This is a genomic window from Pseudomonas sp. FW305-3-2-15-C-LB1 (genome assembly GCF_058787615.1).
On record NZ_JBYSZX010000003.1, the window covers coordinates 47897 to 74714 of the forward strand.

Sequence of the window (26818 nt, forward strand, 5' to 3'; positions counted from 1 at the left end):
CGTGTTTTTATTCAATGGAAAATAGGGGGCAGACCACGATTAGTGCACCAATGTATATTGGTGGTCTGACCCCTATTCTTATTCTATTTTTATGACCCCTATTTTTATAATGGCGAATCGTCTTACTGTACTGGTTAAAGGTGGGAAGATCGTCAATGGACAATAAGCAAGTATTGGCTCTCGTTAATGATCTGCCATGGACTCAGAAGGCGACTATTTTTCTTCGGGTTATTGATCACGTATTGAATAGCTTTTCTACGCAGGTGGCGACGCAAGAGAAATGCCGTGAGGCTGTAAAGTTGTGTTGGTCATGGCTGCAAGACCACAGTGTAGAGCCTGATCGGCTGGCCTACTACTTGGACTCGGAAGAGATACAAGACGGCCCCTTGGCCGAGCATCTTTTTGTCGAGGGCAGCTTAGAACAGGACAGTTTGATTTTGGTGTTGTTGGTAGTTGGTTTTTTCGCACACGAGGCTTATAAGCAAGCAGGACGTTCGAAAGAAATGTCCGCGGCTATAACTGAAGCGGACGAAGGTGCTGCCGAGTACGTTGTTGATTATATTGGCAGGGTCGGGTTGGTCGATAAGCTAAGCACTTATTTGTGAGGAGGGGTAGAGACCCGTCCGGCTTGTCTATTTGAGAAAAATGGAGAAAAAGGGAAGAAGTTAATAGTGGTCTGTCCCCTATTTTCTCTATTTTCTACGCCGGGACCGTAGTGCGAGAAATTTTCTCAGATAAAAAATAGAGAGGCACTTATGGAGAACTTTGAGATTTTGATGCAAGAGAAGAAAGATGAACATTTATTGGATGGGTTAGATGCTGTGGATGATGCAGTTTTACGTGCTGTAAGAGAAAACATTCAAAATGTTCCCGAAGATTATCTGGCATTCTTAAAAGATTTTGGTGCTGGAGAAATTGACTATGCAGGTATCATGCTTTACAGCGGCTTTTTAGAGGCTGAAGAGATTTTTGATGCAGGTCCTGCTAACGCTTTTCGGGATATTCGATTTTTCGGAGATGATATGCAGGGCCGATGCTTCGGCTTCGATACAAACGACAACTGGTCTATAGTCGAAGTGGACTCATCGAATATGAGTGTTAGGAAGTTATGTGATGATTTTTCTTGTTTTTTATACGGTTTACTGAGTTGAGATGTGTGCCAAATAAAGCCAGCTGTGCAGAAGTAGTCAAGTTGTTTTTTAATAGATGTCCGAAAATCCGACTGGATGTTTTCACACGGAGTAGTTGATGAGTGTTCGTCATATTGCTGATGATGAAATTCAAGTGATGATTCGGGGAAAAAGTGGCAGGTTTATTTAATAGATGAATAGTGATCTGCTCCCTATTTTTCCCTCGGTAGTTTCAAGGGAGTCAGTATGAAGTCGGCCTTGTACAAATATCGGTATCTATTGGCGGCATTGCTGCTGATCGCCGCGTTACTCAATTGTTTTCTTCGTTTTTGGGGTGACACAAGGCCATTTTTCAGTGCACTGATGTTTCAACTGTGGTTTGGGCAAGCAGTATTCGCCTATCTGAGAGGTGGCTGGGTCTCTATTGGCCCAGGTGGTTTAGGTAAAAATGCAAACCCCGCAGGGCGGGCAGCCCTGGCGAGCGTGTCATTGGTTATTTATTTATCGGGGTTTTTATTGGATTTCGGTAAGGGCACCTAAGTGGCTTCTGCGGCAAATTCCGCAAAAAAGGGGACAGTCTCATTTAATAATTACTTGCCGATCAGGAGAAAATCCGGGCCAGACCACATTTGTACAAAACCGCACACGGGATCACAGTGATGGCACAATGCCTCATGTAACGCCACCCACTGCCGACACACTGGCGATGGCCAGACGCATCAGGAAAAGGTGAACCGGCCGTCGTCGGCGTTTTCGAAACCGCCCCACCGCTACCCACAAGGAAGATACGCATGATCAAGTTGTTCTGCAAAGCCGCTGTTGTTCTGTCCCTGGCCACGCTGTTTGGCTGTTCCTCGACGCCGTCGGTGGAGAAGATGCAGGCCGATGTGGCGAACTATTCGTTGCCTAAGGCTGCTGTCGCCGATAAAGGCTTGGTGTATGTGGTGCGTCCGAGCAACGTGGGGATGATGGTTCGCTTCAACGTGTTCCTGGATGACAAGGAAGCCGACTCGGAGATGGGTTACAACCGCGGTAACCAGTACATCTATTTTTTCGTGACACCGGGCAAGCACGTGATCAGTTCCAAGGCTGAAAACTGGGCGGACATGCCGATTGATGTCAAGGCGGGTCAGGTGGTTTACCTCAAGCAGGAAGTCGACATGGGCTTCGCCATCGCACGCAACAGCCTCAAAGTGCTGAGCGACCTCGAAGGCCGTTACCTGGTCAAGGATGCGTCCCTGGGCACCGTGGCAAAAGAAAGCAAGTGAGTTAAACCGTTGAAGCCTGCCGGGCTCCAGGTCCGGCAGGCCGTCATTTTTCACCCTGCGCAAACCTTCAAGGACTGATGTGAAAAACCTCCTCTTCATCCTCTTTGCCACCCTTATCCTCAGCGGCTGTGTCAGCCATCCCCTTACGCCCGAACACCGCGCCCAGATCAAGACGGTCAAGGTGCTGCCGGTAAAGTGGGAGCCGCAACAGATGGTCTACATGGGCCGTGAGCAAGCCTGGGGCGCAGCATTGGGGGCCGGGCTTGGCGCGGGCGTTGGCATGGCCAGCGGTGCTTCCAGGTTGGGCACGGCGGCGTTGAGCGGCGCCGGGTTTGCAGGTGGCATGAAACTTGGGCAGTTGGCCGAGATGCCGACGCCGGTAGCGATCCTTACGGTGATGGACGCTGAAAAAATCGATTTGGGCGTGTTGCTCAAACAGGGCTTTATCGATGCGTTGGGCAAGACCTCAACCCTCAAAGTGGTGGGTGACGACGAACCCGCCGATGCGCAGATCCAACTGACCGTGGCCGAGTGGGGCTTTCGCCTGACCCAAGGGTTCAGCAGTGTGGTGTACCCCACCCTCAATGTGTTGGCGCAGATGAATCGCGGCGATGAAATGGTCTGGCGCACCAGCGAGGCAGTCACGCCGTTCAATGGCCAGAACGTCTACGGCTACACGCCGCTCACCTATCGTACCGACCCCGAGGCGTTGCGCCGCGCGCTCACGGGGATTACGCAGATCTCCAGTGGGTATTTGGTCAAAGAGCTCAAATAAGCCAGCCCGTGCATTAATGCTGGACCGCCCCTGTTTCCCGATTCCACGGACGCATCACATGAAAAAGGCAATTGTTCTACTGGCAATCACCGGCCTCGTCACCGGGTGTCAAGCTTCCAGGCCGCCAAGCTCCTTTGAGCAGAGTCTGGCCAACGTTCAATGCATGCTGTCCGAGGGCGAGAAAAGCCCCACAGCCGATCAGGTTCAGTTCATTCGTCAAGCCAGCGATAACGGCAACGTGCGCTGTAAGACTGCGCTCGGTGGTTTGTACGAATCCGGTCGTGGTGGCGTGCCACAAGATTTTGCCAAGGCCAGATCGCTTTATGAGTCCGTCGCCGCCGTGGATGGCGTCGGTTACGAGAGGCTGGCGCGCATGGCCGAGGAGGGCCACGGGCAAGTGCGCAACGATGTGGAGGCGCGACGGCTTTATCAGTTGGCGCTGACCAACAGCGACAGCGATAAAAGCAAACTCGCCTTGGCCCGATTGATGGAAGAGGGGCGCGGTGGTCCGCAGGATTTGTTCGGGGCCATGATGTATTACGTGGAGGCCAGCCAGCATGCCGGCGATGTCGCGTGGAAAGGCCTTCAGCGCATTCGTGCGCAACGGCCGGTACTGACGCCTGAACAGGTACAGCGCTACAACGAGGCCTGGGGTGACACCAGTCGCAAGAGCCTCAATCGTACGGCACTGGACATCGAGATTGCCTTGAACAAGCAAATCAAACGCGGCAGCGCGAGCAAGCCGGTGACGCTGCAAGTGCAAGGCCTGTCGGGTTCGAATGTGCCGAAAATCCTATTGATCGAAAGCTCGGGCAACGCCGAGGTAGACCAGGCCGTGGTCACCGCATTCGGTCAATATCGCTTTCCTGCCGAGCCGCTATTGCAGGCAGGCCAGGACTCCTGGTCGTCCGAGCGGTCTCTCAAGGTCGGTTTGAAGTGAAGTGCTGGAGCCCTGATGCCATGGGCCGTTCACATTCAACGCAGACACAAACACCTTGAATCTGGAGCAACACCGTATGGATGCAAGCAACACCCCTGAACGCCCGACCGTCCTGGCCAGCATCGGTCGTCGCCTGGTTGCACGGGGCATCGACTGTGCCATCGCAGTACTGATCTTTTTCATCGTGAAGTTCAGCGCCGCTCGAGCTGTAAAACAGCTTGAGAACGCCTTTCAACTCCGTAAAATGCCGCCACTGTTCAAAACACGATACTTTTCAGGGACGAATTCATACATGCGCGTGTTTGCCGTATTTCTCGCGGCCTGCCTCATGGCGGGCTGTGCCTCCAAGCCGGATTACTACATCTCCCCGGCGCCGGTGACCATTCCCAAGACCGCTACTTACTGGCTCGACACCTTCGACGTCGAGGTGGTCGGCAAGAACGAACGCTTCCTGCCGGATGACAAAGTGCGCCAGCAACTCGGGGTTGATCTGGTCGACCGCCTGCTCAAGGCCAAGCGCTACGCCACCAGCAAGGACAAGGCCGATTACCTGCTGGATGTGAACGTCATCTATACCCGGCGCATACAAGACACCCAAGGCGGTTTCATGACGGCAATCGTCGATGACAAGACCATCCTCGCCAGTGTCGACTTCAACTACCAGGTCAAGGTCAAGAAAGCCGGCGCCGAGGTGCTGCATTTCTCTCAGGCTCGCCAAGGGCTGATGCCAGGCGGGTACAAGGGCGACTGGCAGAACATGAAAACGATGGCCGGGGTGCTGACCAACTCTGGCAACTCCAGCGTCGAGACCTTCTACACCGGTTTGTTGAGCCGATTCATCGTTGACGACCTGCGTGGCATTCCGTCCCGCTAGCGTTAGCTGCCGTACCCGTTTTCCCACTTAGGAGCACCCTGTGAACACACTGTCCAAAATCCTGCTGTCCGGCCTCACCGCCGCAGCGCTGCTGACCGTGGCCGGTTGTGCCACGGAGAGCAACCGCGCGATGCCGGTGGAACAAGTCGCCAGCGCCAACGTCGCCTATTCCGGCGTGCGCGTGCCGATTGCCGTAGGCAAGTTCGACAACCGCTCCAGCTACATGCGCGGCATCTTCTCCGACGGCGTCGACCGCCTCGGCGGCCAGGCCAAGACCATCCTGATCACCCACCTGCAGCAGACCAACCGCTTCAGCGTGCTGGACCGCGACAACATGGGCGAAATCTCCCAGGAAGCCGCGATCAAAGGCACCGTGCAGAAGCTCAAGGGCGCTGACTACGTGGTGACCGGCGACGTGACCGAGTTTGGCCGCAAGGAAACCGGCGACCGCCAGCTGTTCGGCATTCTCGGCCGTGGCAAGACCCAAGTGGCCTACGCCAAAGTCGCGTTGAATATCGTCAACATCAGCACCTCCGAAGTGGTGTATTCCACCCAGGGCGCCGGTGAGTACGCGCTGTCCAACCGTGAAGTGGTCGGCTTCGGCGGCACCGCCAGCTACGACTCCACCCTCAATGGCAAGGTCCTCGACCTGGCCATGCGCGAAGCCATCAACCGCCTCGTCGACGGCATCAATGCCGGCGCCTGGAACCCGCGCAACTGATCAGCAGCACCTCAAGGAGCAGTACAAGGATGAGCAAGGCAGTCAAGTTGGCCCTGATGCTGACAGCAGTGGCGACGGTCGCCGGGTGCCACACCGCGCCCCAGCCGTTGTATCAATGGGAAAGTTATCAGCCGCAGGTTTACGAATACTTCAAGGGTGAGCCAAAGGAGGCGCAGGTGGAGGCGCTGGAGCGCGATCTGCAGAAGATCAATGCCAGCGGCCGCAAGGCCCCGCCGGGTTACCACGCCCACCTGGGCATGCTGTACCTGAGCATGGGCAAGGATGACCAGATGGTGCAGGAGTTCCGCACCGAGAAGGCGTTGTTCCCTGAATCCGCCTCGTACATGGACTTTCTGCTGAAAAACGCCAAGACCGGAGTCGCCACTAAATGAGCCTGTTGAAACTCACGGGCGCCTTGCTGGCCCTGGCCCTGCTCGGCGGTTGCGCAGCCCCCAAGACCATTGATTACACGGCGTACAAGCAGGCACGACCGAAGTCGATCCTGGTACTGCCGCCGCTCAATGAGTCGCCGGAAGTGCAGGCGTCCTACAGCCTGGTCTCGCAAGTGACCTACCCGTTGGCGGAAGCCGGCTACTACGTGCTGCCGATTGCCCTGGTGGATGAAACCTTCCGCCAGAACGGCCTCACCACCGCCAACGACATCCAGGCCCTGCCACCGACCAAGCTGCATGACATCTTCGGCGCGGACGCCGCGCTGTACATCACCGTCACCGAGTACGGCACCAAGTACATGCTGATCTCCAGTGACACCGCTGTGACGGCTTCGGCCAAACTGGTGGACCTGCGTACCGGCACCACCCTGTGGACCGGCTCGGCGCGAGCGTCCAGCGAAGAGGGCAACAACAACAGCGGCGGCCTCGTCGGCATGCTGATCACGGCGGCGGTCAAGCAGGTGATCAACAGCTCCACCGATGCGGCGCACCCGATCGCCGGTATCACCAGTGCGCGCCTGCTGTCACCGGGGCAACGTGCGGGGATCCTGTACGGTCCGCGTAACCCCAAATACGGCACGGACTGATATCCGGATTCTGAGAGCACCACGGTCCAAATGTGGGAGGGGGCTTGCCCCCGATAGCAGTAGATCAGTCAGTCCATGTTTGACTGACCCACCCCATCGGGGGCAAGCCCCCTCCCACAGTTGAACTGTTATTTGAATCAGGGTTAACCCGAACATTCCACACCTCGCGTCTGACCTTGTGAACGGATCATTCATTCACGAGGTTCAGCCCATGTCCCACCCTCTGTTTTTCCTGCGTCCTGCCGCCCAAGGCTTTGCCGTTACCATGGTGGTGGCGTTGGCCGGTTGTGGGCTGTCCTCATCCCCTGAGCTGGCCAAGCCGGCCGAGCCCGTCGCCGAGCTGCAAAGCGCGTCACCCCAGGGTGCTTTGGTCAAACGCATGGCAATGCCTGCACCGATGCATATGCAGGAGTCAGCCGTGATGGACTACCGCAGCGAACCCCGTGAACAATACGCAAATCTGCCGGACAACCCGGTGCATCGCGTGGCCGAGACGCCGGTGTCCACCTTCAGCGTCGACGTCGATACCGGCAGCTACGCCAACGTCAGGCGTTTCCTCAACCAAGGCAGCCTACCGCCCGAAGGCGCTGTGCGACTGGAGGAGATGGTCAACTATTTCCCCTACCACTACGCGCTGCCCACCGACGGCTCACCTTTTGGCGTGACCACCGAAGTCGCTGCCACGCCGTGGAACCCGCATACCCAGTTGCTGCGCATCGGCATCAAGGCGTCCGACCGTGCCGTGGCGCAATTGGCACCGGCCAACCTGGTGTTCCTGGTGGATGTGTCCGGCTCCATGGACCGCCGCGAAGGCTTGCCGCTGGTGAAGAGCACGCTGAAGTTGCTGGTGGATCAATTGCGCGACCAGGACCGCGTTTCGCTGGTGGTCTACGCCGGTGAATCCCGTGTGGTGCTCAAGCCCACCTCCGGGCGCGACAAGGTCAAGATCCGCAACGCCATCGATCAACTCACCGCCGGTGGCTCCACGGCGGGCGCTTCCGGCATCGAACTGGCCTACCAGATGGCCCGCGAAGGCTTTATCGACAAGGGCATCAACCGCATCCTGCTGGCGACCGACGGTGACTTCAACGTGGGCATCAGTGATTTCGACAGCCTCAAGCAAATGGCCGTCGAACAGCGCAAGAGCGGCGTGTCCCTCACCACCCTGGGCTTCGGTGTGGATAACTACAACGAACACCTGATGGAACAACTGGCCGATGCGGGCGATGGCAACTACGCCTACATCGACAACCTGCGCGAAGCGCGCAAAGTGCTGGTGGACCAACTCAGCTCGACCCTGGCGGTGGTGGCGCGCGATGTGAAGTTGCAGGTGGAATTCAACCCGGCGCAGGTCAGTGAATATCGCCTGCTGGGCTATGAAAACCGCGCCTTGAAGCGTGAGGATTTCAATAACGACAAGGTCGACGCCGGTGAGATTGGCGCGGGGCATACGGTCACGGCACTGTACGAAATTGTGCCGAAGGGCGAGAAGGGGTGGTTGGAACCTTTGCGCTATGCCACTGCGCCTGTGACCGGGGATCGATCCGCTGAACTGGCGATGCTGCGGGTGCGCTACAAACCTGCTGTGGGCGGTGCCAGCCAACTGATCGAAAGGCCCATCAGCCAAGAGCCCACCAAGGCCAGCGATGACCTGCGCTTTGCGGCGGCAGTGGCGGCCTTTGCCCAACAGCTCAAGGGTGATGGCCGCTACACTGGCAGCATGAGCCTGCAGGACACCGCTGCACTGGCCCGCTCGGCCCGAGGCGATGATCCGTTCGGCCTGCGCAATGAATTCGTGCAACTGGTGGAACTGGCCCAAAGCCTGAAACCCTGATCACAGCCATGACAACAATCGAATGTGGGAGGGGGCTTGCCCCCGATGGCGGTGTATCAGCATCAAGTGTGCTACTGACCCACTGCTATCGGGGGCAAGCCCCCTCCCACAGTTAGACCAGCTTCGGCTGATAAAAAGGAGTTCGCCCCTACATGGCTGTTCCAGATGATCTACCCAGCGACGAATCGCTGCTGGCCCGCTACCGCACCGGTGACAGCGCCGCGTTCGAAGCCTTGTACGCGCGGCACCGCCAGGGCCTGTACCGGTTCCTTGTGTCCTTGAGCAACAAGACTGAACTGGCCGAGGAAATCTACCAGGAGACCTGGCTCAGCCTGATCCGCAGCGCCACCCAGCCACAAGGCCGGGCGAGTTTTCGCACCTGGCTGTTCCAGATCGCCCGCAACCGCCTGATCGACCACTGGCGCAAGCACGGCGTCCACAACCCCTTGCACGACAGCTACGACGAACAACTGCATGCCCAGGCCGACGACAGCGCCGGCCCCGAGCAGCAACTGAGCCTGAGCCGCGACCAGGCGCGCCTCGATGCCGCGTTGCAAGACCTGCCCGAAGACCAGCGCGAAGTCTTCCTGCTGCGCCTGCACGGCGACCTCGAAGTGCCGCAAATCGCCGCCCTCACCAACGCCCCGCTGGAAACCGTGAAAAGCCGCCTGCGTTACGCCCAGCAGAAACTGCGCCGCCTGCTGGCCGAGGAGATACCCGCATGATCGACTCCCGAAACACTCCCGATTCCGACGACGAATTGCTCCAGCACTATCGTCAACACAGCCCCGTCGAGCCGCCGGCGTCCCTCGACGCCTTCATCCTCAACGCCGCCCGCCGTGAAGCCTCGGCGCCGCAGCCGAACCTGTGGCAACGCTGGCTGCAAGCCTGCCAACGGCCGCGCTGGCAGATGGCATTCGCCACCGTTGCAGGCTTGGCATTGATGATCGGCGTGGTGATGCGCGAACCCGTGCCGCAACCCGACGTTTCCACCGCGACCTTCTCCGCGCTTCGCGACGAAGCACCGCGTCCCGCTGCACCCGCGATGTCCGCGCCTGCCCCCGTCGCCCGAATGGCCACCGCGCCCCAGGCAGAGAGTGCGCAGGTCATGGGCTCGATGGCGGAGGAGTCCGGCGCCAAACTCAGCAAGCGTGCGCCGGTGGTGTTGCCTTCGTTAGAGGAGGGGTTGCAGAAGATTGTGCGCTTGCGTGAAGCCGGTGAAAGCAAAGCCGCGGATGAAGAACTGCTGGCATTGCATGCGCGTTTCCCTGACGAAGACTTGCCGGCGCGTTTGGAGGCGTTGCAAAAGCGTTGATCCACAAAGGCCGTGAGACGCGATGTCTCACGGTCTCATGGCCGCCGCTTGCGATCTGGCATCACGGATCTCATTTGAACTCAATGCCGGCTACCCTCGGGTTTTCTTCGGCCGCTCTATGAAAGGCGTGTCCAGGCGTTTTCGCGCAGCTGGCACTGGCCTTGCTCTGGCACTGGTAAACCGCCCGGCACGCCAGTGCCATCCGCTTCAAGGAGAAAAGCGCCATGAGCCTCTCGAGCAATTCGCAACGCAGCATGCGTGCCGCTGTATGGCACGGCCGTAACGATATCCGCGTCGAAGATGTGCCGCTGCCCGTTTCGCCCCCTGCGGGTTGGGTGCAGATCCGAGTGCAATGGTGCGGCATTTGCGGGTCCGATCTGCACGAGTATGTGGCCGGTCCGGTGTTCATACCGGTTGATGCGCCGCACCCGCTGACCGGGATTAAGGGCCACTGCATTCTCGGTCATGAGTTTTGTGGCGAAATCGTCGAGCTCGGTGCCGGGGTGCAGGGCTTCAGCGTGGGCGAGTCGGTGGCAGCCGATGCCTGCCAGCATTGCGGCACGTGCTACTACTGCACCCACGGGCTGTACAACATTTGCGAAAACCTGGCCTTCACCGGGCTAATGAACAACGGTGCCTTTGCCGAATGGGTCAACGTGCCCGCCAACCTGTTGTACAAGTTGCCGGCGAACTTTCCGGCAGAAGCCGGGGCACTGATCGAACCTCTGGCAGTAGGCATGCACGCGGTGAAAAAAGCCGGAAGCCTGCTGGGGCAAAACGTGGTGGTGGTCGGCGCGGGCACCATTGGCCTGTGCACCATCATGTGCGCCAAGGCCGCCGGTGCTGCTCAGGTGATCGCGCTGGAGATGTCCGGAGCACGCAAGGCCAAGGCGCTGGAAGTGGGAGCGACCCACGTGCTCGATCCCAATCAATGCGATGCCCTGGCCGAAGTCCGCCGCCTGACCGGCGGGCTCGGGGCGGATGTCAGTTTCGAATGCATCGGTAACAAACACACCGCCAAACTGGCCATCGACCTGATCCGCAAGGCCGGCAAGTGCGTACTGGTGGGCATCTTCGAGGAGCCCAGCGAATTCAACTTCTTCGAGTTGGTGGCCACGGAAAAACAGGTAATGGGCGCGCTGGCCTACAACGGAGAGTTCGCTGACGTGATCGCATTTATCGCGGACGGGCGGCTGGACATCACGCCACTGGTGACAGGGCGCATTCAGTTGGAGCAGATCGTGGGGCAGGGCTTCGAGGAACTGGTCAAAAACAAAGAACATAATGTGAAAATCATTGTGTCGCCTGCCCGGGTTTGAAGCGAAGGGCGGGCGATGCGGTCTTTGCCCCACGCCCACAAAAAAGCCCCAGGCCTTTCGACCTGGGGCTTTCTCATTGTATCTGGTGCACCCGGCGGGATTCGAACCCACGACCCCTGCCTTCGGAGGGCAGTACTCTATCCAGCTGAGCTACGGATGCTTGTGCGGGCGACATCATACCCATGTCGACCTTGGGCGTCCATGCTGGTCTTTGGGCGTTCAAGCGTAGGAATTCGCTGCATAAAGGCCCTAGGCCGGGCGCCACCCATCAGAAGGGCAGAATCCGGCCCAACGACGCTGATCAGAAAGATCGACTAAAAGCGCCGTTTTCGTTCTTTTTTTCGAACAGACTATTGCCCTGCCCCCCCATTGATCCTAGGATTCGTTTGAGATTTCAAACGCTCTGTCTCCCGCGCGCTATTCACGCTATCCCGCGTGCTGGGGCTGATTTCCCTGACGGCAGCCCACAAGGCGCCTTTCAACAACTCTAATTCGCTCCGCGTGCGCGCGGTGCTGTTAAGGAAACCCGACATGCAGCTCAAAGATACCCAGTTGTTCCGCCAGCAAGCCTTTATCGATGGCGCTTGGGTCGATGCGGACAACGGTCAGACCATCAAGGTCAACAACCCGGCCACGGGCGAGATTCTTGGCACCGTGCCGAAGATGGGCGCCGCTGAAACCCGCCGCGCCATCGAAGCCGCCGACAAGGCGCTGCCGGCCTGGCGTGCACTGACCGCCAAGGAGCGCGCGAATAAGCTGCGCCGTTGGTTCGAACTGCTGATCGAAAACCAGGAAGACCTCGGTCGCCTGATGACCCTCGAGCAAGGCAAGCCACTGGCCGAAGCCAAGGGTGAAATCGTCTACGCCGCCTCCTTTATCGAGTGGTTCGCCGAAGAAGCCAAGCGCATCTACGGCGATGTGATCCCGGGCCACCAGCCGGACAAGCGCCTGATCGTGATCAAGCAGCCGATCGGCGTGACCGCCGCGATCACCCCGTGGAACTTCCCGGCCGCGATGATCACCCGTAAAGCCGGCCCGGCCCTGGCCGCCGGTTGCACCATGGTGATCAAGCCTGCTTCGCAAACCCCGTTCTCGGCCCTGGCCCTGGTTGAACTGGCGCACCGTGCCGGTATCCCGAAAGGCGTGTTGAGCGTGGTCACCGGCAGTGCCGGCGACATCGGCGGCGAGCTGACCAGCAACCCGATCGTGCGTAAATTGTCCTTCACCGGCTCGACCGAAATCGGTCGCCAGTTGATGGCCGAATGCGCCAAGGACATCAAGAAAGTTTCCCTGGAATTGGGCGGTAACGCCCCGTTCATCGTGTTCGACGACGCCGATCTGGATAAGGCCGTCGAAGGCGCGATCATCTCCAAGTACCGCAACAACGGCCAGACCTGTGTCTGCGCCAACCGCCTGTACATCCAGGACTCGGTGTACGACGCGTTCGCCGAGAAGCTGAAAGTGGCGGTGGCCAAATTGAAGATCGGCAACGGTCTGGAAGAAGGCACCACCACTGGCCCGCTGATCGACGAGAAAGCCGTGGCCAAGGTGCAGGAACACATCGCTGACGCCCTGAGCAAAGGCGCCAAGCTGCTGGCCGGTGGCAAAGTGATGGAAGGTAACTTCTTCGAGCCGACCATCCTGGTTGACGTGCCGAAAAACGCTGCTGTGGCGAAGGAAGAAACCTTCGGCCCACTGGCGCCGCTGTTCCGCTTCAAAGACGAAGCCGAAGTGATCGCGATGTCCAACGACACCGAGTTCGGCCTGGCGTCCTACTTCTATGCCCGCGACCTGGGCCGTGTGTTCCGTGTGGCTGAAGCCCTGGAATACGGCATGGTTGGCGTCAACACCGGGTTGATCTCCAACGAAGTGGCGCCGTTCGGCGGCATCAAGGCCTCGGGCCTGGGCCGTGAAGGCTCCAAGTACGGGATCGAGGATTACCTGGAAATCAAATACCTCTGCCTGGGCATCTGACCCGGCAAGAGCTTGCAGCAAACGCAAAGGGCACGAGAGCGCTGACCCTTTGCGTGTTTCACCGCGTAATTCGTAGTGGCCGGGAAAGCTGTGGCAGTCGATCATCGCATGCTGCCGTAGTTGCCTCCCCGCCACGTATTCCTTGGACCACGCCACCCGATGAGTGGCGAATGAGGACTTTATGAGCAAGACCAACGCATCCCTGATGAAACGCCGCGAAGCCGCTGTACCGCGCGGTGTTGGCCAGATTCACCCGATCTTCGCCGAATCCGCGAAGAACGCCACCGTGACCGACGTTGAAGGTCGCGAGTTCATCGATTTCGCCGGCGGCATCGCCGTGCTGAACACCGGCCACGTGCACCCGAAGATCATCGCCGCTGTGACCGAGCAGCTGAACAAGCTGACTCACACCTGCTTCCAGGTATTGGCCTATGAGCCTTACGTGGAACTGTGCGAGAAAGTGAACGCCAAGGTCCCAGGCGATTTCGCCAAGAAAACCCTGCTGGTCACCACCGGTTCCGAAGCCGTGGAAAACGCCGTGAAAATCGCCCGCGCCGCCACGGGCCGTGCCGGCGTGATCGCCTTCACCGGCGCCTACCACGGCCGCACCATGATGACCCTGGGTCTCACCGGTAAAGTCGTGCCTTACTCGGCCGGCATGGGCCTGATGCCAGGCGGCGTGTTCCGCGCGCTGTTCCCGAACGAATTGCATGGTGTGAGCGACGACGACGCCATCGCCAGCATCGAACGCATCTTCAAGAACGATGCCGAGCCGCGTGACATCGCTGCCATCATCATCGAGCCGGTGCAGGGCGAAGGCGGTTTCTACGTCGCGCCGAAATCCTTCATGAAGCGCCTGCGCGAACTGTGCGACAAGCACGGCATCCTGCTGATCGCCGACGAAGTGCAAACCGGCGCCGGCCGTACCGGTACTTTCTTCGCCATGGAACAGATGGGCGTTGCCGCCGACCTGACCACCTTTGCCAAATCCATCGCCGGCGGTTTCCCGCTGGCCGGTGTGTGCGGCAAGGCTGAATACATGGACGCCATCGCGCCAGGCGGCCTGGGCGGCACCTACGCCGGTAGCCCGATCGCTTGCGCAGCTGCGCTGGCGGTGATGGAAGTGTTCGAAGAAGAGCACCTGCTGGACCGCTGCAAGGCAGTTGGCGAGCGTCTGGTGACCGGTCTCAAAGCCATCCAGGCCAAGTATCCGGTGATCGGCGAAGTACGTGCCCTGGGCGCGATGATCGCGGTCGAGCTGTTCGATGACGGCGACACCCACAAGCCAAATGCGGCGGCTGTTGCTTCCGTGGTGGCCAAGGCGCGTGACAAGGGTCTGATCCTGCTGAGCTGCGGCACCTACGGCAACGTGTTGCGCGTACTGGTCCCGCTGACTTCGCCGGACGAACAGTTGGACAAAGGCCTGGCGATCATCGAAGAGTGCTTCTCCGAGCTGTAAGAGAAAGTTGACCTGTTCGACAGAAAAAAACCCGCTCCGGCGGGTTTTTTTACGCCCATTGCCGCACATTCAGGTCGTGTTCATTGTACGTAGGCGGCTCCATTGACTAAGGTTGCAAGCATTGCCGATGGAGCGTGCTGGATGACTGCTGTTGATTTACCCGCTGTACCCCGTGTGTTGATTGCCGAGGCGGACCCTTGGTCGCGGGACCTGCTCAAGCAAGTGCTGTTGAATGTGCGCTGCGATGCGCGGCTGGATGTGTGTGCGGACGGGCAGCAAGCGGCGACCCTGCTGCGAGATAAGGCCTATGACCTGATCCTGGCCGATTGGGAGTTGCCCGGCATCGATGGCCTGAGCCTGCTGCGCAGTGTGCGCCATAAGCGCCGCTCGCCGCTTCTGCCGTTCATTCTGCTGAGCAGTCGCAATGACAGCGCCAGCGTGCGCGAAGCCTTGCCCCTGGCGCCCACGGCGTACCTGACCAAACCCTTGAACATGGAAGGCCTGACCCAGCGCCTGCAGGACCTGCTGCTCAACGAAGGCGAAACGGTGTACTGCGAGATCCCACCGCTGGCGCCCGGCATGACCTTGCCAGTGTTCCTCGAGCGGCGCCGCGAAGTGTGCGATGGCGCGCCCTTGCGGGTCGATGTGAAAGCCGCCGTGCAACACAGCCTCGGGCCGGAAGGTCTGGACCTCAAGCATCTGGAAGACCAGGTGCGCATGGACCCGCAAATCACCGCCGTGCTCATCGCCGCTGCCAACAGTGCAGGCCATCACGGCGCACCGGTACAGACCCTGCCCGGCGCCCTGCACAAACTGGTGCCGGGACAAAGCATGAACCTGATCCTGGGCCTTGCGCTCAAGCATAACGTGGTACTGAGCGACCCGGCGCTGGTCGCCTACGCCGAGCGGCACTGGCAATTATCCCAGGACACCGCTGACTACGCCCTGCGCCTGGCCCGCATGCTGGAGCTGGATCACGAGCGCTGCTACAGCGCGGGTATCCTCCATCGGCTGGGCGACCTGGCGCTGTTACGCTGCCTGGAGGACTGGCGCCAGGGTGGCGGCGAGCTGGATGACGAAGCGATTGGCGAATCCCTCTACGCCTTTGGCGCCGCCTACGGCTCGGCACTGCGCGCGCGTTGGCGTTTGCCGCTGGAGCTGCGCCAGTTGATTGCGGCGATCTACTCGCTTGAGGGCGGTGTGTATGCGCGGGATGCGCTGGTGGTGAATCTGGCGGCGCAGATGGCGCGTTTGACTGAACATGAAGGTTTGGAAGAGCTGGCGGCGGGCAAGACGGCGCGATTGCTCAAGCTGGGCTTTTCGGAGCTGACTCGAGTACGCAAATCCTAATGTGGGAGGAGGCTTGCCTCCGATGGCAGTGTATCAGTCACCCATGTGCTGGCTGACCCCCTGCTATCGGGGGCAAGCCCCCTCCCACATTTGAGCAGTGTCGACTCCTAGCCCGCGATCACACGGTTCTTGCCCAGGCGCTTGGCCTCGTACATGGCCGCATCGGCACGGGCGAACAGACTGTCCAGGGTCGAGTCGCGCTCGGTGAGGCTGGCAAGGCCCTGGCTGATGGTCACGCTGAAAGCCTGGCCTTCGTAGCTGAAGCTCAGCTCCTGGATCTCCCGGCCCAGGCGCTCGGCCACCTGCAACGCCATCTCCGGCGCACAGCCAGGCAGTACGGCGGCGAACTCTTCGCCACCGATGCGTCCGAACAGGTCGCCACGGCGCAGCACCCCTCGACCGCTCTCGGCGATACGCCGCAGTACCTGGTCGCCCTCCAGGTGGCCGTAGCTGTCGTTGATGTCCTTGAAGTCATCGATATCCAGCAGCAAAAAGGCCAGCGGGGCACCTTGTGCGCAGGCACTGTCGAAGGCCTGGTTGGCGCATTCGAAGAAGTGCCGGCGGTTGCTGCTCTGGGTCAGCACGTCGGTGGTGGCGAGGCGGTGCAGCTCCAGCTCCATCTGTTTCTTTTCGGTGATGTCTTCGGCCATGCCCACCACGATCAGTGGCTCGCCGGGCTCGACCTGCTGGTTGATGTAGCACTTGTCGCTCAACCAGCGAATCTGCCCGTCGGCGGTGATGATGCGGTACTCGCGGTCTTCCACGGCGCCCTGTTCCAGCACGCGGGCGAGGCTGTGTTCGGCGTAGTCGAGGTCTTCGGGGTGGATACTGTTGCGCCACTCCCGGTGGTCGGCCAGCAGCAGGCCGGCAGAGCGCCCGAAGACGCGTTCGTAGGCGGGGCTCACATACAGCACGCGGCGGGTTTCCCAATCGATGGCCCACAGCACAGCATTCACGCTGACCAGCATTGAGCTCAGCAATTGCTCACGTTCGCTCAGTCGCTCGACTTCGCCCTGGGCATGCACCAGCGCCAGCAGGGTCGCCGCCGCCGCTGGGCGGGGATGCTCAGCTGCAGGCGCGTCGATTAAGGAGGACTTTTCGTGAACCATCGGCACAACTCTCTCTGGGCGCGCCGCAAACAGGAGCAGCGGTCACTACAAGGGGCCACCATGATGGCGAAGTGTTCATTGAGAGAGGCGAATTGCAGTGAAGTTCCGTCAACAGGACCGATTGCCGGTGCCCGGTAAATGACGCCAAAAAGCCGATAGGTGGGAGGGCAAGCCCTCCCACCACAGCATCAGACTGCCGCAGGACGCAGCGAATAAGTCTTCAATTGGTGCGCAAAATCCCGCAGGGACTGGATGCCGCTGGCCTCGGCTTCATGCACCCATTCCTTGATGGCCGCCAGCATATCGTGGCCATTGGAGCTGGTCTTGAGCCAGATCTGCTGCAGCGCCAGGCGCTTTTCGTAGATCACTTTCAGTGCATGGCTGTGTTCAAGCATGCTCTGGATGCGCACGTGATGGCGGTCATCCAGCAAGCTGGTTTCCCGCGACAGCAGGCGCTTGGCGCGGTGGAATTGATGGCGCACCGAGTGATCGACCTTTTCCAGCTCCTGCTTGACCAGCGGGCCGATCACCAACTTGCGGTACTGGGCCATGATCTGGAAACGATTGTTGAGGATCGCCATGGCGGTATCCATGTCCAGGTGGCCCTTGCCTTCCACGCGGTGTGCGATGGGGGCGACACGCTGCACCTTGGCCAGGCGCAGGAAGCTGAACACCTTGATCCACGCCCAGCCCAGGTCGAACTCCCACTTCTTCACCGACAGTTTGGCGGAGTTGGGGTAGGTATGGTGATTGTTATGCAGCTCCTCGCCGCCGACGATGATGCCCCACGGCACCAGGTTGGTGGCCGCGTCACGGCATTCGAAGTTGCGATAGCCCACGGCATGCCCCAGGCCGTTGATCACGCCGGCGGCCCAGAAGGGAATCCACATCATCTGGATCGCCCAGATGGTGATGCCGATGGTGCCGAACAGCAGCAGGTCGATCACCCCCATGATCGCCACGCCCAGCAGCGGGTAGGGGGTGTAGAGCCTGCGTTCGATCCAGTCGTCCGGGCAGTTCTTGCCGTAGATACGCAGGGTCTCTGGGTTTTCGGCCTCGGCGCGGTACAGCTCGGCGCCTTTGCGCAACACGGTGGACAGGCCCTTGATGACCGGGCTGTGCGGGTCGTCGACGGTTTCGCATTTGGCGTGGTGCTTGCGGTGGATGGCAGTCCACTCGCGGGTGTTCTGCGCCGTGGTCAGCCACAGCCAGAAGCGGAAGAAATGTTTCAGGCCGGCATTGAGCTCCAGGGAGCGATGGGCTGAATAACGGTGCAGATAGACCGTGACCCCAACAATGGTCACGTGGGTCATCAACAGCGTGACTGCCACCAGTTGCCAGGCTGACAGGTCAAGAAAACCGTTGTACCACATAGGCTGTATGGCCCTCAGATAAAGAAAAGAACAGCTCACGCATTATCACTAAGCCTACAGAGAAAACCAGCCGCCCTTTCAGATAGGAGTGACTGGATGTTTCTTATTCTATAATCCGCAGCCTTTGTAGGGCGATTCTGTTTTTTTGGTAAGGATTACTGAACATATGCCGTTTTCATACCGAGGTGCCCTGCGTGTGGGGCTGGTATACCTGCTGGTTTCCATCGCGTGGCTCCAGCTCAGCAACCACTTATTGATCAGCTTTCTCGATGAACCGTGGGAGTTGGGACGCTGGCTGCAAGTGCGTGGCTATGTGTGGGTGGCCTTCAGCGCCTTGGCGATTTACCTGATGTGCGCCCGATTTGCGCGTGCCAGCCAGCTTCAGCAACCGTTGAAGGAAAACCGCGAACGCCTGCGCCAGGCCGCCGCCGTGTTCGACTGCACCCGCGAAGGCGTGCTGGTCACCGACGCGCAGGGGCTGATCGTGCATGTGAACCGGGCCTTCATGGCGATCACCGGCTACAGCCGCGAAGACGTCATGGGCCAGCAGCCCAGCCTGTTCAAGTCCGGGCGCCATTCGTCGCATTTCTACCAGCAGATGTTCCAGAGCCTGGAGCGCACCGGCGAATGGAGCGGTGAAATCTGGAACCGGCGCAAAAGCGGCGAAATTTACCCCCAGTGGCAAACCATTCGTGTGATCCACGATGACCAGGGCCACGTCAGCCATTACGTCGCGGTGTTTTCCGATATCAGCGCCATCAAGGACTCCGAGCACGAGTTGGCTCACCTCGCCCATCACGACCCGCTGACCGACCTGCCCAACCGCCTGCTGTTCACCGACCGTGCCGAACAGGCGCTGGCTTCGGCACAAATCCACAAGCGTGGTTGCGCCTTGCTGTTGCTGGACCTGGACCACTTCAAGATCATCAATGACAGCCTGGGCCATAACATTGGCGACCAGTTGCTCAAGTTGGTCGGCGAACGGCTCAAGGCGCTGTTCGGCCCAGGCGTGACCCTGGCGCGGCTGGGTGGGGATGAGTTCGCCGTGCTGGTGGAAAGTTGTCCACAGGTGGCGCAAGCGGCCAGTTTGGCGCAACGCATGCTGGATGCGATGAAGCAACCGTTCATCTTCGACGGCCATCAGCTGTTTATCAGCGCCAGCATTGGCATCAGCCTGTTCCCCAACGACGCGCTGAGCGCCGAACAGCTGTTGCGCAACGCCGATTCCGCGCTGTTCAAGGCCAAGAGTGCCGGCCGCGAAAGCTATGCCTTGTACACCGAAGAACTGACCGCCCATGCGCAGAACCGGGTGGAGATCGCCAGTGAGCTGCGCCGTGCCCTTGAACAGCAGGAGCTGTGCGTCTACTACCAGCCGGTGCACGACCTGCAGGGCAGCCGCCTGATCGGCGTCGAAGCGCTGGTGCGCTGGCAGCACCCGGAGCGCGGTCTGGTGCCGCCGGGCGAGTTCATCCCGATTGCCGAGCGCACCGGGTTGATTGCCGATATCGACGCTTGGGTCATGGACCAGGCCTGTCGGCAGATGTGCCAATGGCTGGCCGATGAGGTGCCGCTGAGTTTTATCGCCATCAACGTCTCCAGCCGCCTGTTTGCCCGGCGCGAGTTGTACGAGCAGGTCGCACAGGTGCTGCACGACACGGGTCTGGATCCCGCCTGCCTGGAACTGGAAGTCACCGAAAGCGCGGTGATGGATGACCCTGAAATGGCCCTGGAACAACTGCATCGCCTGCGCGAGCTGGGTTTGCGCCTGGCAATCGATGATTTTGGGACCGGTTATTCCTCGCTGTTGCGCCTCAAGCGCCTGCCGGTGCAGAAGCTCAAGATCGATCAGGGCTTCGTTGCCGGTTTGCCGTGGGACGAGGACGATGCAGCGATCGTGCGCGTGGTAATCGCCCTGGCGAAAAGCATGGGCATGCAAGTGCATGCAGAGGGAATCGAGCAGGTTGAACAGGCGCGGTTTCTGCTGGATCAGCAGTGCGATATGGGGCAGGGGTATTGGTTTGGCCGGCCGGTGCCTGCCCACGAAATTGATTGGCACCGAGCCCCCCCAATCCAGACCTGAAATGCAGTCAAAAGGTGGGAGCGGGCTTGCCCGCGAATGCGGTGCATCAGTTAACACATTTTTAGCTGACACACCGCTTTCGCGGGCAAGCCCGCTCCCGCATTTGGATCTTCTCTAGGCTTTATTTACGTACTTGGGCACCAAACCCGCACGCAACCCCACGTCCCACCAGAAAATTCTTTCTGGTTATATAAACATTCTTAAATAGTATTTTTAAGAATATCCGCGCTTATCTACTATCGCCCTCACGCCGCAAGCAGTGCCGCCACTGCCAGGCACTATTCATTTCAGGAGCGAGACCATGAGCGCATCTCTACGTAGCGTCGACGGCCAGGACGAAGCAGCCATTTTGCGTGAGATCCAGAGCGCCTTGCGCGATCTGCGGTTTGGCGCGGTGGAAATCACCGTGCACAACGCCCAAGTGGTACAGATTGAACGCAAGGAAAAATTCCGCCTGCAGAACCCGGGTAACAAACCGAGCTGAGCAAGAACGGCGATAGACCCGCAACTATAAAAAAAGCCAACACCCAAAGAATTTCAGGAGCTTCTATGTCGTCGATTCGCCGTTACGCCCTGGCCGCCCTGGCCAGCGCCGTGTTTGCAGGTTCCGCGGTTGCCAAGGACTACGAGTTGCTCAACGTCTCGTACGACCCTACTCGTGAGCTGTACCAGGACTACAACGCTGAGTTCACCAACTACTGGAAACAGGCCCACCCGGGTGACAACGTCAAGATCCAGCAATCCCACGGTGGTTCGGGCAAGCAGGGCCGTGCCGTGATCGATGGCCTGCGCGCCGACGTGGTCACCCTGGCCCTGGCCGGTGATATCGACGAAATCGCCAAGCTGGGCAAGACCCTCCCGGAAAACTGGCAAACCCGCCTGCCGGACGCGAGCACCCCGTACACCTCGACCATCGTGTTCCTGGTGCGCAAGGGCAACCCAAAAGGCATCAAGGATTGGGGCGACTTGATCAAGAAAGACGTGTCCGTGATCACCCCGAACCCGAAAACCTCCGGCGGCGCCCGTTGGAACTTCCTCGCCGCCTGGGCCTATGGCCTCAAGGCCGGCGGCAGCGAAGCCAAGGCCCAGGAATACGTGAAGGAGCTGTTCAAGCACGTGCCGGTGCTGGACACCGGTGCTCGCGGCTCAACCATCACCTTCGTCAACAACGGTCAGGGTGACGTGTTGCTGGCCTGGGAAAACGAGGCGTTCCTGGCACTGAAGGAAGACGGTGGCGCCGACAAGTTCGACATCGTCGTGCCGTCCCTGTCCATCCTCGCCGAACCACCGGTTGCCGTGGTCGACAAGAACGCCGAGAAAAAGGGCAACACCGAAATCGCCACTGAATACCTGAAACACCTGTACAGCCCGGCCGGCCAGGAGATTGCGGCGAAGAACTTCTACCGCCCACGCGATGCAAAAGTGGCCGCCAAATACGCCCAGCAATTCCCGAAACTGGACCTGGTGACTATCGACAAAGACTTCGGCGGTTGGAAAACTGCCCAACCGAAATTCTTTAACGACGGTGGCGTGTTCGACCAGATCTACACGGCGCAGTAAGCCAAAATACCTGTAGGGGCTCGCTTTTCTGTGGGAGCTGGCTTGCCTGCGATAGCATCACTGCGGTGTGACTGATACACCGTGGTGCCTGCATCGCGGGCAAGCCCGGCTCCCACAGAAAAGCGCGCTCCTACAGTGGTTTCTACCCTTTGACCAAGGACTCTTATGTCGCGTCGTATCTCCCCCGTCATACCCGGCTTCGGGCTGACGCTGGGCTACACCGTGGTGTACCTCAGCCTGATCGTACTCATCCCCCTGGCGGCGATGTTTGTACACGCCGCTCAACTCACCTGGGATCAGTTCTGGAACATCATCTCCGCACCGCGTGTGCTGGCGGCGTTGCAACTGAGCTTCAGCACCGCACTGTACGCAGCGTTGATCAATGGCGTGATCGGCACGCTGCTGGCCTGGGTGCTGGTGCGCTACACCTTCCCCGGCCGCAAGGTCATCGATGCGATGATCGACTTGCCGTTCGCGTTGCCCACCGCTGTTGCCGGCATCGCACTGACCGCGCTGTACACGCCTAACGGCCTGGTCGGCCAGTTCGCCGCCGACCTGGGCTTCAAGATCGCCTACACCCCGCTGGGTATCACCCTGGCGCTGACCTTCGTCACCCTGCCGTTCGTGGTGCGCACGGTGCAGCCGGTGTTGGCCGATATCCCCCGGGAAGTCGAAGAAGCCGCCGCCTGCCTGGGCGCCAAGCCGTTGCAGGTGTTCCGTCACATCCTGGTGCCGGCGCTCCTGCCCGCCTGGTTGACCGGTTTCGCGTTGGCGTTCGCCCGTGGTGTCGGTGAGTACGGTTCGGTGATTTTCATTGCCGGCAACATGCCGATGAAAACCGAGATCCTGCCGTTGCTGATCATGGTCAAGCTCGACCAGTACGACTACCGCGGCGCCACATCCATTGGCGTATTGATGCTGGTGGTTTCCTTTGTCCTGCTGCTGCTGATCAACCTGTTGCAGCGGCGCATCGAACGTCCATAAGGAGGCGCGGAACATGTCCCAATCGTCTATTTCCGCCGCGTCCTCGGCCAATGCTGCCCGCCGTGGCAGCGCCGCGTCGCGACGCATCCTGATCGGCCTTGGCTGGCTGGTGTTCGCCCTGTTCCTGTTGTTGCCGCTGTTTATCGTGGTGACCCAGGGCCTGAAGAACGGCCTCGGCGCGTTCTTCACCGCGATCCTCGAACCGGACGCGCTGTCGGCGCTGAAACTCACGGTGATCGCCGTGGTGATCTCGGTGCCGCTCAACCTGGTGTTCGGCGTCAGCGCCGCGTGGTGCGTGAGCAAGTACTCGTTCCGTGGCAAAAGCATCCTGGTGACGCTGATCGACCTGCCGTTCTCGGTATCGCCGGTGATCGCCGGCCTGGTCTATGTGTTGATGTTCGGCGCCCAGGGCTTCTTTGGCCCGTGGTTGCAGGACCACGACATCCAGATCGTGTTCGCCTTGCCCGGCATCGTGCTGGCGACCATCTTCGTCACCGTGCCTTTCGTGGCCCGTGAACTGATCCCGCTGATGCAGGAGCAGGGCACCCAGGAAGAAGAGGCCGCGCGCCTGCTCGGTGCCAATGGCTGGCAGATGTTCTGGCATGTGACCGTGCCGAATATCAAATGGGGCCTGATCTACGGCGTGGTGCTGTGTACCGCACGGGCCATGGGAGAGTTCGGCGCGGTGTCGGTGGTGTCCGGCCACATTCGCGGCGTGACCAACACCCTGCCGCTGCACGTCGAGATTCTCTACAACGAATACAACCACGTTGCCGCGTTTGCGGTGGCGAGTCTGCTGCTGATCCTGGCGCTCTTCATCCTGCTGCTCAAGCAGTGGAGCGAGAACCGTATTAACCGCCTGCGCGCCGGTGCGGCTGAGGAATAAGTCATGTCGATCGAAGTCCGTAATGTCAGCAAGAACTTCAATGCCTTCAAGGCCCTGAACAGCATCAACCTGGACATCCAGAGTGGCGAGCTGGTGGCCTTGCTCGGCCCGTCCGGCTGCGGCAAGACCACCTTGCTGCGCATCATCGCCGGCCTGGAAACCCCGGATGACGGCAGCATCGTGTTTCACGGTGAAGACGTCTCCGGCCACGACGTGCGTGATCGCAACGTCGGCTTTGTGTTCCAACACTACGCGCTGTTCCGCCACATGACCGTGTTCGACAACGTGGCGTTCGGCCTGCGCATGAAACCGAAGAACCAGCGCCCGAGCGAAAGCCAGATCGCGGTCAAGGTCCACGAATTGCTGAACATGGTGCAACTGGATTGGTTGTCGGACCGCTACCCGGAGCAGCTCTCCGGTGGCCAGCGCCAACGTATCGCCCTGGCCCGCGCCCTGGCGGTGGAGCCGAAAGTATTGCTGCTGGATGAACCCTTCGGCGCCCTCGACGCCAAGGTGCGTAAAGAGCTGCGTCGCTGGCTGGCGCGTCTGCACGAAGACATCAACCTGACGTCGGTGTTCGTGACCCACGACCAGGAAGAGGCCATGGAAGTCGCCGACCGCATCGTGGTGATGAACAAGGGTGTGATCGAGCAGATCGGCTCACCGGGTGACGTCTACGAAAACCCGGCGAGCGATTTCGTTTATCACTTCCTGGGTGATTCGAACCGCCTGCACCTGGGTGAAGACAAACACGTGCTGTTCCGTCCCCACGAAGTGTCGCTGTCGCGGCATGAGCTGGAAGACCACCATGCTGCTGAAGTGCGGGATATCCGTCCGCTCGGCGCTACCACCCGTGTGACGTTGAAGGTGGAAGGCCAGAGCGAGCTGATCGAAGCGGAAGTGGTGAAAGACCACGACAGCCTGACTGGCCTGGCGCGGGGCGAGACGCTGTTCTTCAAGCCCAAGGTCTGGCAGAAAGCCTGATAACCCCGCACTGTGAAACGGTGCCAATGTGGGAGGGGCGGTGCGACGATTCGACTTGCCCCCGATAGCAGTGGGTCAGTTGATAAACATGTCACTGAAACACCGCCATCGGGGGCAAGCCCCCCCCCCCACATTTAGGCCTCTCTCGGCTTCAGATCGCGTCGAACCACCGGCCCCGAGCGCTCCTCGATCTGCTGCTTGAGGTCATGCCGCAACCCCAACAGGAATGCCAGTTCGGCCACCACGAACAATGGCCCCACGATCAATCCCGAGACGTCATCCACAAACGCCGGCTTGCGTCCTTCGTAGTAATGCCCGACAAACTGAATCACCCAACCCACCACGAACAGGCCGATGCCGCTGCTGAGCCACACCAGCGTGCTCTGCGCCGCCAGCACGTGCCCGGCCCATAACGACAGGCCCATCAGCACGGTCATCAACACGCCCAGGGCCAATTCCAGGCGCAGGTAAAACCACGCAGAGAACAGCGCGAGAAGAACGGCGGGTGAGAGCCATAGGCCAGCGACGGCCCATTCGGGGCGTGACAACAGCACGGCCACTGCCACCACAATCAGTGGAATGCCGACAAAGTGGCTGGCGATATTGCGCGGGTCGCGGTGGTACGCGGCATATTGACTGAGGTGGTCGATGAGGCTTTTCATTGTTATTCCTCCTGTAGGATGTTTGATCATCTCCCGTCAGCCAGCGACTGACTGTCAACTGGGCGACAATCTCTGGAGTTCTCATGATTGCGGCAACCTGGCATGCCCGATTGGCCACCGGCCAGTGGTTCAGCCACCTGCCTGTACCGCTACAGGATAGTTTGCTGGCGGCGGCTCGGCTGCGTCAGCTGACGGCGGGGCAGTACCTGTTCCGGCGCGGTGATCCGCCCTGTGGGGTGTATGCGGTATTGGAGGGGGCGGTGCGGGTCAGCGCGGTCAATGCGCAGGGCAAGGAAGCTATTCTGAGCCTGGTTGAAACGCCTTACTGGTTCGGCGAGATCTGCCTGTTCGATGGTTTGCCACGTACCCACGACGCCTTGTCGGTTGGGCCGTGCACGCTGTTGCAGGTACCGCAATCGGCGATGCTCGAGATTCTTGACCAAAGCCCGGTGTATTGGCGCGACATGGCGTTGTTGATGAGCCAGAAGTTGCGCCTGTCGCTGATCAATATCGAACAGATGAGCCTGATGCCGGCGTCGACACGTATCGCTCACCGGCTGCTGATGATTGCCGGCGGGTACGGCGAGATAGAGCATTCCCGTCGCGTCCTGCAACTGCCCCAGGAAGATCTGGCCGCGATGCTGAGCCTGTCGCGCCAGACCACCAACAGTTTGCTCAAGGCGTTAGAGCAGCAGGAGATCATCAAGCTGAGTTACGGCGCGATTGAAGTGCTCGACCTGCCGCGCTTGCGGCAGGCCGCGGGGGCTGGCTAGGAACCGCGATACGTCGAAAAACCGTAAGGGCTCAGCAGCAGCGGGATGTGGTAGTGCTGGTCGGCCTGCTTGACCTCGAATATTACCGGGACTTCCGGGAAAAACGTCTCGCGATTGGCTTTCTTGTAGTAGTCACCGGTCTTGAACACCACGCGATACTCGCCCGGCTTCATGGCTTGGTTGGCCGGGAACAGTTCGGCGATACGCCCCTGCTGGTTGGTGACACCTTCGGACAGCGACTGCCAGTGATCGCCTACGTGTTGCTCCAGGGTGACGTTGACACCGGCAGACGGCAGACCGTTTTCCAGGTTCAGCACATGCACGCTCAGCGGGTTGCCGGCCGCCAGGGCCAGGCTGCTCAGGCCGCTCAGGCTGAGGGCGGCGAGGGTCATAGTCAGGGTTTTCATTG

Annotated in this window: 28 protein-coding genes and 1 tRNA gene; 24 read left to right on the forward strand and 5 right to left on the reverse strand. The window is 59.9% G+C overall.

Annotation, left to right across the window (positions count from 1 at the left end; all coding sequences use genetic code 11):
- Positions 1-155 precede the first annotated feature (155 nt).
- From AC3WP7_RS06995 to AC3WP7_RS07060, 14 genes are all read left to right on the forward strand, one after another.
- A complete protein-coding gene (locus AC3WP7_RS06995) occupies positions 156-605 on the forward strand; it encodes an Imm6 family immunity protein (protein WP_102592485.1) in 450 nt (149 codons plus the stop codon).
- Between the two features lie 150 nt (positions 606-755).
- Positions 756-1151, forward strand: coding sequence for an SMI1/KNR4 family protein (locus tag AC3WP7_RS07000; RefSeq protein WP_102592484.1), 396 nt, complete (start codon positions 756-758; stop codon positions 1149-1151).
- 225 nt (positions 1152-1376) lie between these two features.
- Entirely contained in the window at positions 1377-1670 is a 294-nt protein-coding gene (locus tag AC3WP7_RS07005; RefSeq protein WP_102592483.1) for a hypothetical protein, read from the forward strand.
- 335 nt (positions 1671-2005) lie between these two features.
- Positions 2006-2398: a DUF2846 domain-containing protein gene (locus tag AC3WP7_RS07010; protein WP_170856112.1), complete on the forward strand. Its 393-nt coding sequence runs from the start codon at positions 2006-2008 to the stop codon at positions 2396-2398.
- 79 nt (positions 2399-2477) lie between these two features.
- On the forward strand, positions 2478-3173 hold the full coding sequence (locus tag AC3WP7_RS07015; protein ID WP_102592482.1) for a hypothetical protein: 696 nt from the start codon (positions 2478-2480) through the stop codon (positions 3171-3173).
- 58 nt (positions 3174-3231) lie between these two features.
- Positions 3232-4113 carry a tetratricopeptide repeat protein gene (locus tag AC3WP7_RS07020; RefSeq protein WP_158243787.1) on the forward strand — a complete coding sequence of 294 codons (882 nt, stop codon included), beginning with the start codon at positions 3232-3234 and terminating at the stop codon, positions 4111-4113.
- A gap of 292 nt (positions 4114-4405) precedes the next feature.
- Positions 4406-4987, forward strand: coding sequence for a hypothetical protein (locus tag AC3WP7_RS07025; protein ID WP_093528627.1), 582 nt, complete (start codon positions 4406-4408; stop codon positions 4985-4987).
- A gap of 40 nt (positions 4988-5027) precedes the next feature.
- Complete coding sequence (locus AC3WP7_RS07030; protein ID WP_058426355.1) at positions 5028-5708, forward strand: CsgG/HfaB family protein; 681 nt, start codon at positions 5028-5030, stop codon at positions 5706-5708.
- 29 nt (positions 5709-5737) lie between these two features.
- Positions 5738-6100, forward strand: a complete 363-nt coding sequence (locus AC3WP7_RS07035; protein WP_102630105.1) for a DUF4810 domain-containing protein — start codon at positions 5738-5740, stop codon at positions 6098-6100.
- Entirely contained in the window at positions 6097-6747 is a 651-nt protein-coding gene (locus AC3WP7_RS07040; RefSeq protein ID WP_058426354.1) for a DUF799 domain-containing protein, read from the forward strand. The genes AC3WP7_RS07035 and AC3WP7_RS07040 overlap by 4 nt, the downstream gene beginning before the upstream one ends.
- A 211-nt stretch (positions 6748-6958) precedes the next feature.
- On the forward strand, positions 6959-8581 hold the full coding sequence (locus tag AC3WP7_RS07045; RefSeq protein WP_102592479.1) for a vWA domain-containing protein: 1623 nt from the start codon (positions 6959-6961) through the stop codon (positions 8579-8581).
- A 152-nt stretch (positions 8582-8733) separates the two neighbouring features.
- Positions 8734-9306 (forward strand): RNA polymerase sigma factor, encoded by a 573-nt coding sequence (locus AC3WP7_RS07050; protein WP_071489758.1) that lies wholly within the window; start codon positions 8734-8736, stop codon positions 9304-9306.
- A complete protein-coding gene (locus tag AC3WP7_RS07055; protein ID WP_102592478.1) occupies positions 9303-9896 on the forward strand; it encodes a hypothetical protein in 594 nt (197 codons plus the stop codon). Before AC3WP7_RS07050 ends, AC3WP7_RS07055 begins: the two co-directional genes overlap by 4 nt.
- A 254-nt stretch (positions 9897-10150) precedes the next feature.
- A complete protein-coding gene (locus tag AC3WP7_RS07060) occupies positions 10151-11215 on the forward strand; it encodes a 2,3-butanediol dehydrogenase (RefSeq protein WP_256579937.1) in 1065 nt (354 codons plus the stop codon).
- An 83-nt stretch (positions 11216-11298) separates the two neighbouring features.
- Here AC3WP7_RS07060 and AC3WP7_RS07065 read toward each other — a convergent pair.
- A tRNA-Arg gene (locus AC3WP7_RS07065) sits at positions 11299-11375 on the reverse strand.
- 371 nt (positions 11376-11746) lie between these two features.
- Here AC3WP7_RS07065 and gabD point away from each other — a divergent pair.
- From gabD to AC3WP7_RS07080, 3 genes are all read left to right on the forward strand, one after another.
- A complete protein-coding gene (gene gabD, locus AC3WP7_RS07070; RefSeq protein WP_092248696.1) occupies positions 11747-13189 on the forward strand; it encodes an NADP-dependent succinate-semialdehyde dehydrogenase in 1443 nt (480 codons plus the stop codon).
- A 181-nt stretch (positions 13190-13370) separates the two neighbouring features.
- Positions 13371-14648: a 4-aminobutyrate--2-oxoglutarate transaminase gene (gene gabT / locus AC3WP7_RS07075; protein WP_092248693.1), complete on the forward strand. Its 1278-nt coding sequence runs from the start codon at positions 13371-13373 to the stop codon at positions 14646-14648.
- A gap of 141 nt (positions 14649-14789) precedes the next feature.
- Positions 14790-15998 carry an HDOD domain-containing protein gene (locus AC3WP7_RS07080; protein ID WP_102592476.1) on the forward strand — a complete coding sequence of 403 codons (1209 nt, stop codon included), beginning with the start codon at positions 14790-14792 and terminating at the stop codon, positions 15996-15998.
- 107 nt (positions 15999-16105) lie between these two features.
- Here AC3WP7_RS07080 and AC3WP7_RS07085 read toward each other — a convergent pair whose 3' ends face one another.
- Both AC3WP7_RS07085 and desA read right to left on the reverse strand, forming a co-directional pair.
- The gene (locus AC3WP7_RS07085; protein WP_071489763.1) at positions 16106-17107 is read right to left on the reverse strand and encodes a sensor domain-containing diguanylate cyclase; all 1002 of its coding nucleotides are present in this window, start codon (positions 17105-17107) and stop codon (positions 16106-16108) included.
- Between the two features lie 188 nt (positions 17108-17295).
- On the reverse strand, positions 17296-18480 hold the full coding sequence (gene desA / locus AC3WP7_RS07090; RefSeq protein WP_093528327.1) for a delta-9 fatty acid desaturase DesA: 1185 nt from the start codon (positions 18478-18480) through the stop codon (positions 17296-17298).
- Positions 18481-18646: 166 nt separating this feature from the next.
- Here desA and dibA point away from each other — a divergent pair, with 166 nt between their 5' ends.
- From dibA to AC3WP7_RS07120, 6 genes are all read left to right on the forward strand, one after another.
- On the forward strand, positions 18647-20560 hold the full coding sequence (gene dibA / locus AC3WP7_RS07095) for a phosphodiesterase DibA (RefSeq protein WP_102592475.1): 1914 nt from the start codon (positions 18647-18649) through the stop codon (positions 20558-20560).
- A gap of 301 nt (positions 20561-20861) precedes the next feature.
- Positions 20862-21044, forward strand: a complete 183-nt coding sequence (gene oscA / locus AC3WP7_RS07100) for a sulfur starvation response protein OscA (RefSeq protein WP_003170956.1) — start codon at positions 20862-20864, stop codon at positions 21042-21044.
- 65 nt (positions 21045-21109) lie between these two features.
- Complete coding sequence (locus AC3WP7_RS07105; RefSeq protein WP_071489766.1) at positions 21110-22120, forward strand: sulfate ABC transporter substrate-binding protein; 1011 nt, start codon at positions 21110-21112, stop codon at positions 22118-22120.
- A gap of 165 nt (positions 22121-22285) precedes the next feature.
- Positions 22286-23104: a sulfate ABC transporter permease subunit CysT gene (gene cysT / locus AC3WP7_RS07110; protein WP_016975029.1), complete on the forward strand. Its 819-nt coding sequence runs from the start codon at positions 22286-22288 to the stop codon at positions 23102-23104.
- Positions 23105-23117: 13 nt separating this feature from the next.
- Positions 23118-23990 (forward strand): sulfate ABC transporter permease subunit CysW, encoded by an 873-nt coding sequence (cysW, locus tag AC3WP7_RS07115; protein ID WP_010214166.1) that lies wholly within the window; start codon positions 23118-23120, stop codon positions 23988-23990.
- Positions 23991-23993: 3 nt separating this feature from the next.
- The gene (locus AC3WP7_RS07120; RefSeq protein WP_034101869.1) at positions 23994-24974 is read left to right on the forward strand and encodes a sulfate/molybdate ABC transporter ATP-binding protein; all 981 of its coding nucleotides are present in this window, start codon (positions 23994-23996) and stop codon (positions 24972-24974) included.
- A 134-nt stretch (positions 24975-25108) separates the two neighbouring features.
- Here AC3WP7_RS07120 and AC3WP7_RS07125 read toward each other — a convergent pair whose 3' ends face one another.
- Positions 25109-25636: an Mpo1 family 2-hydroxy fatty acid dioxygenase gene (locus tag AC3WP7_RS07125; RefSeq protein ID WP_102592474.1), complete on the reverse strand. Its 528-nt coding sequence runs from the start codon at positions 25634-25636 to the stop codon at positions 25109-25111.
- Positions 25637-25719: 83 nt separating this feature from the next.
- Between AC3WP7_RS07125 and AC3WP7_RS07130 the strand changes: the two genes are divergently transcribed.
- The gene (locus tag AC3WP7_RS07130; RefSeq protein ID WP_092248673.1) at positions 25720-26409 is read left to right on the forward strand and encodes a Crp/Fnr family transcriptional regulator; all 690 of its coding nucleotides are present in this window, start codon (positions 25720-25722) and stop codon (positions 26407-26409) included.
- On the opposite strand, the gene uraH is transcribed toward AC3WP7_RS07130, so the two are convergent.
- Positions 26406-26816: a hydroxyisourate hydrolase gene (gene uraH, locus AC3WP7_RS07135; protein WP_058424846.1), complete on the reverse strand. Its 411-nt coding sequence runs from the start codon at positions 26814-26816 to the stop codon at positions 26406-26408. The two genes, AC3WP7_RS07130 and uraH, sit on opposite strands and share 4 nt — an antisense overlap.
- Positions 26817-26818 lie beyond the last annotated feature (2 nt).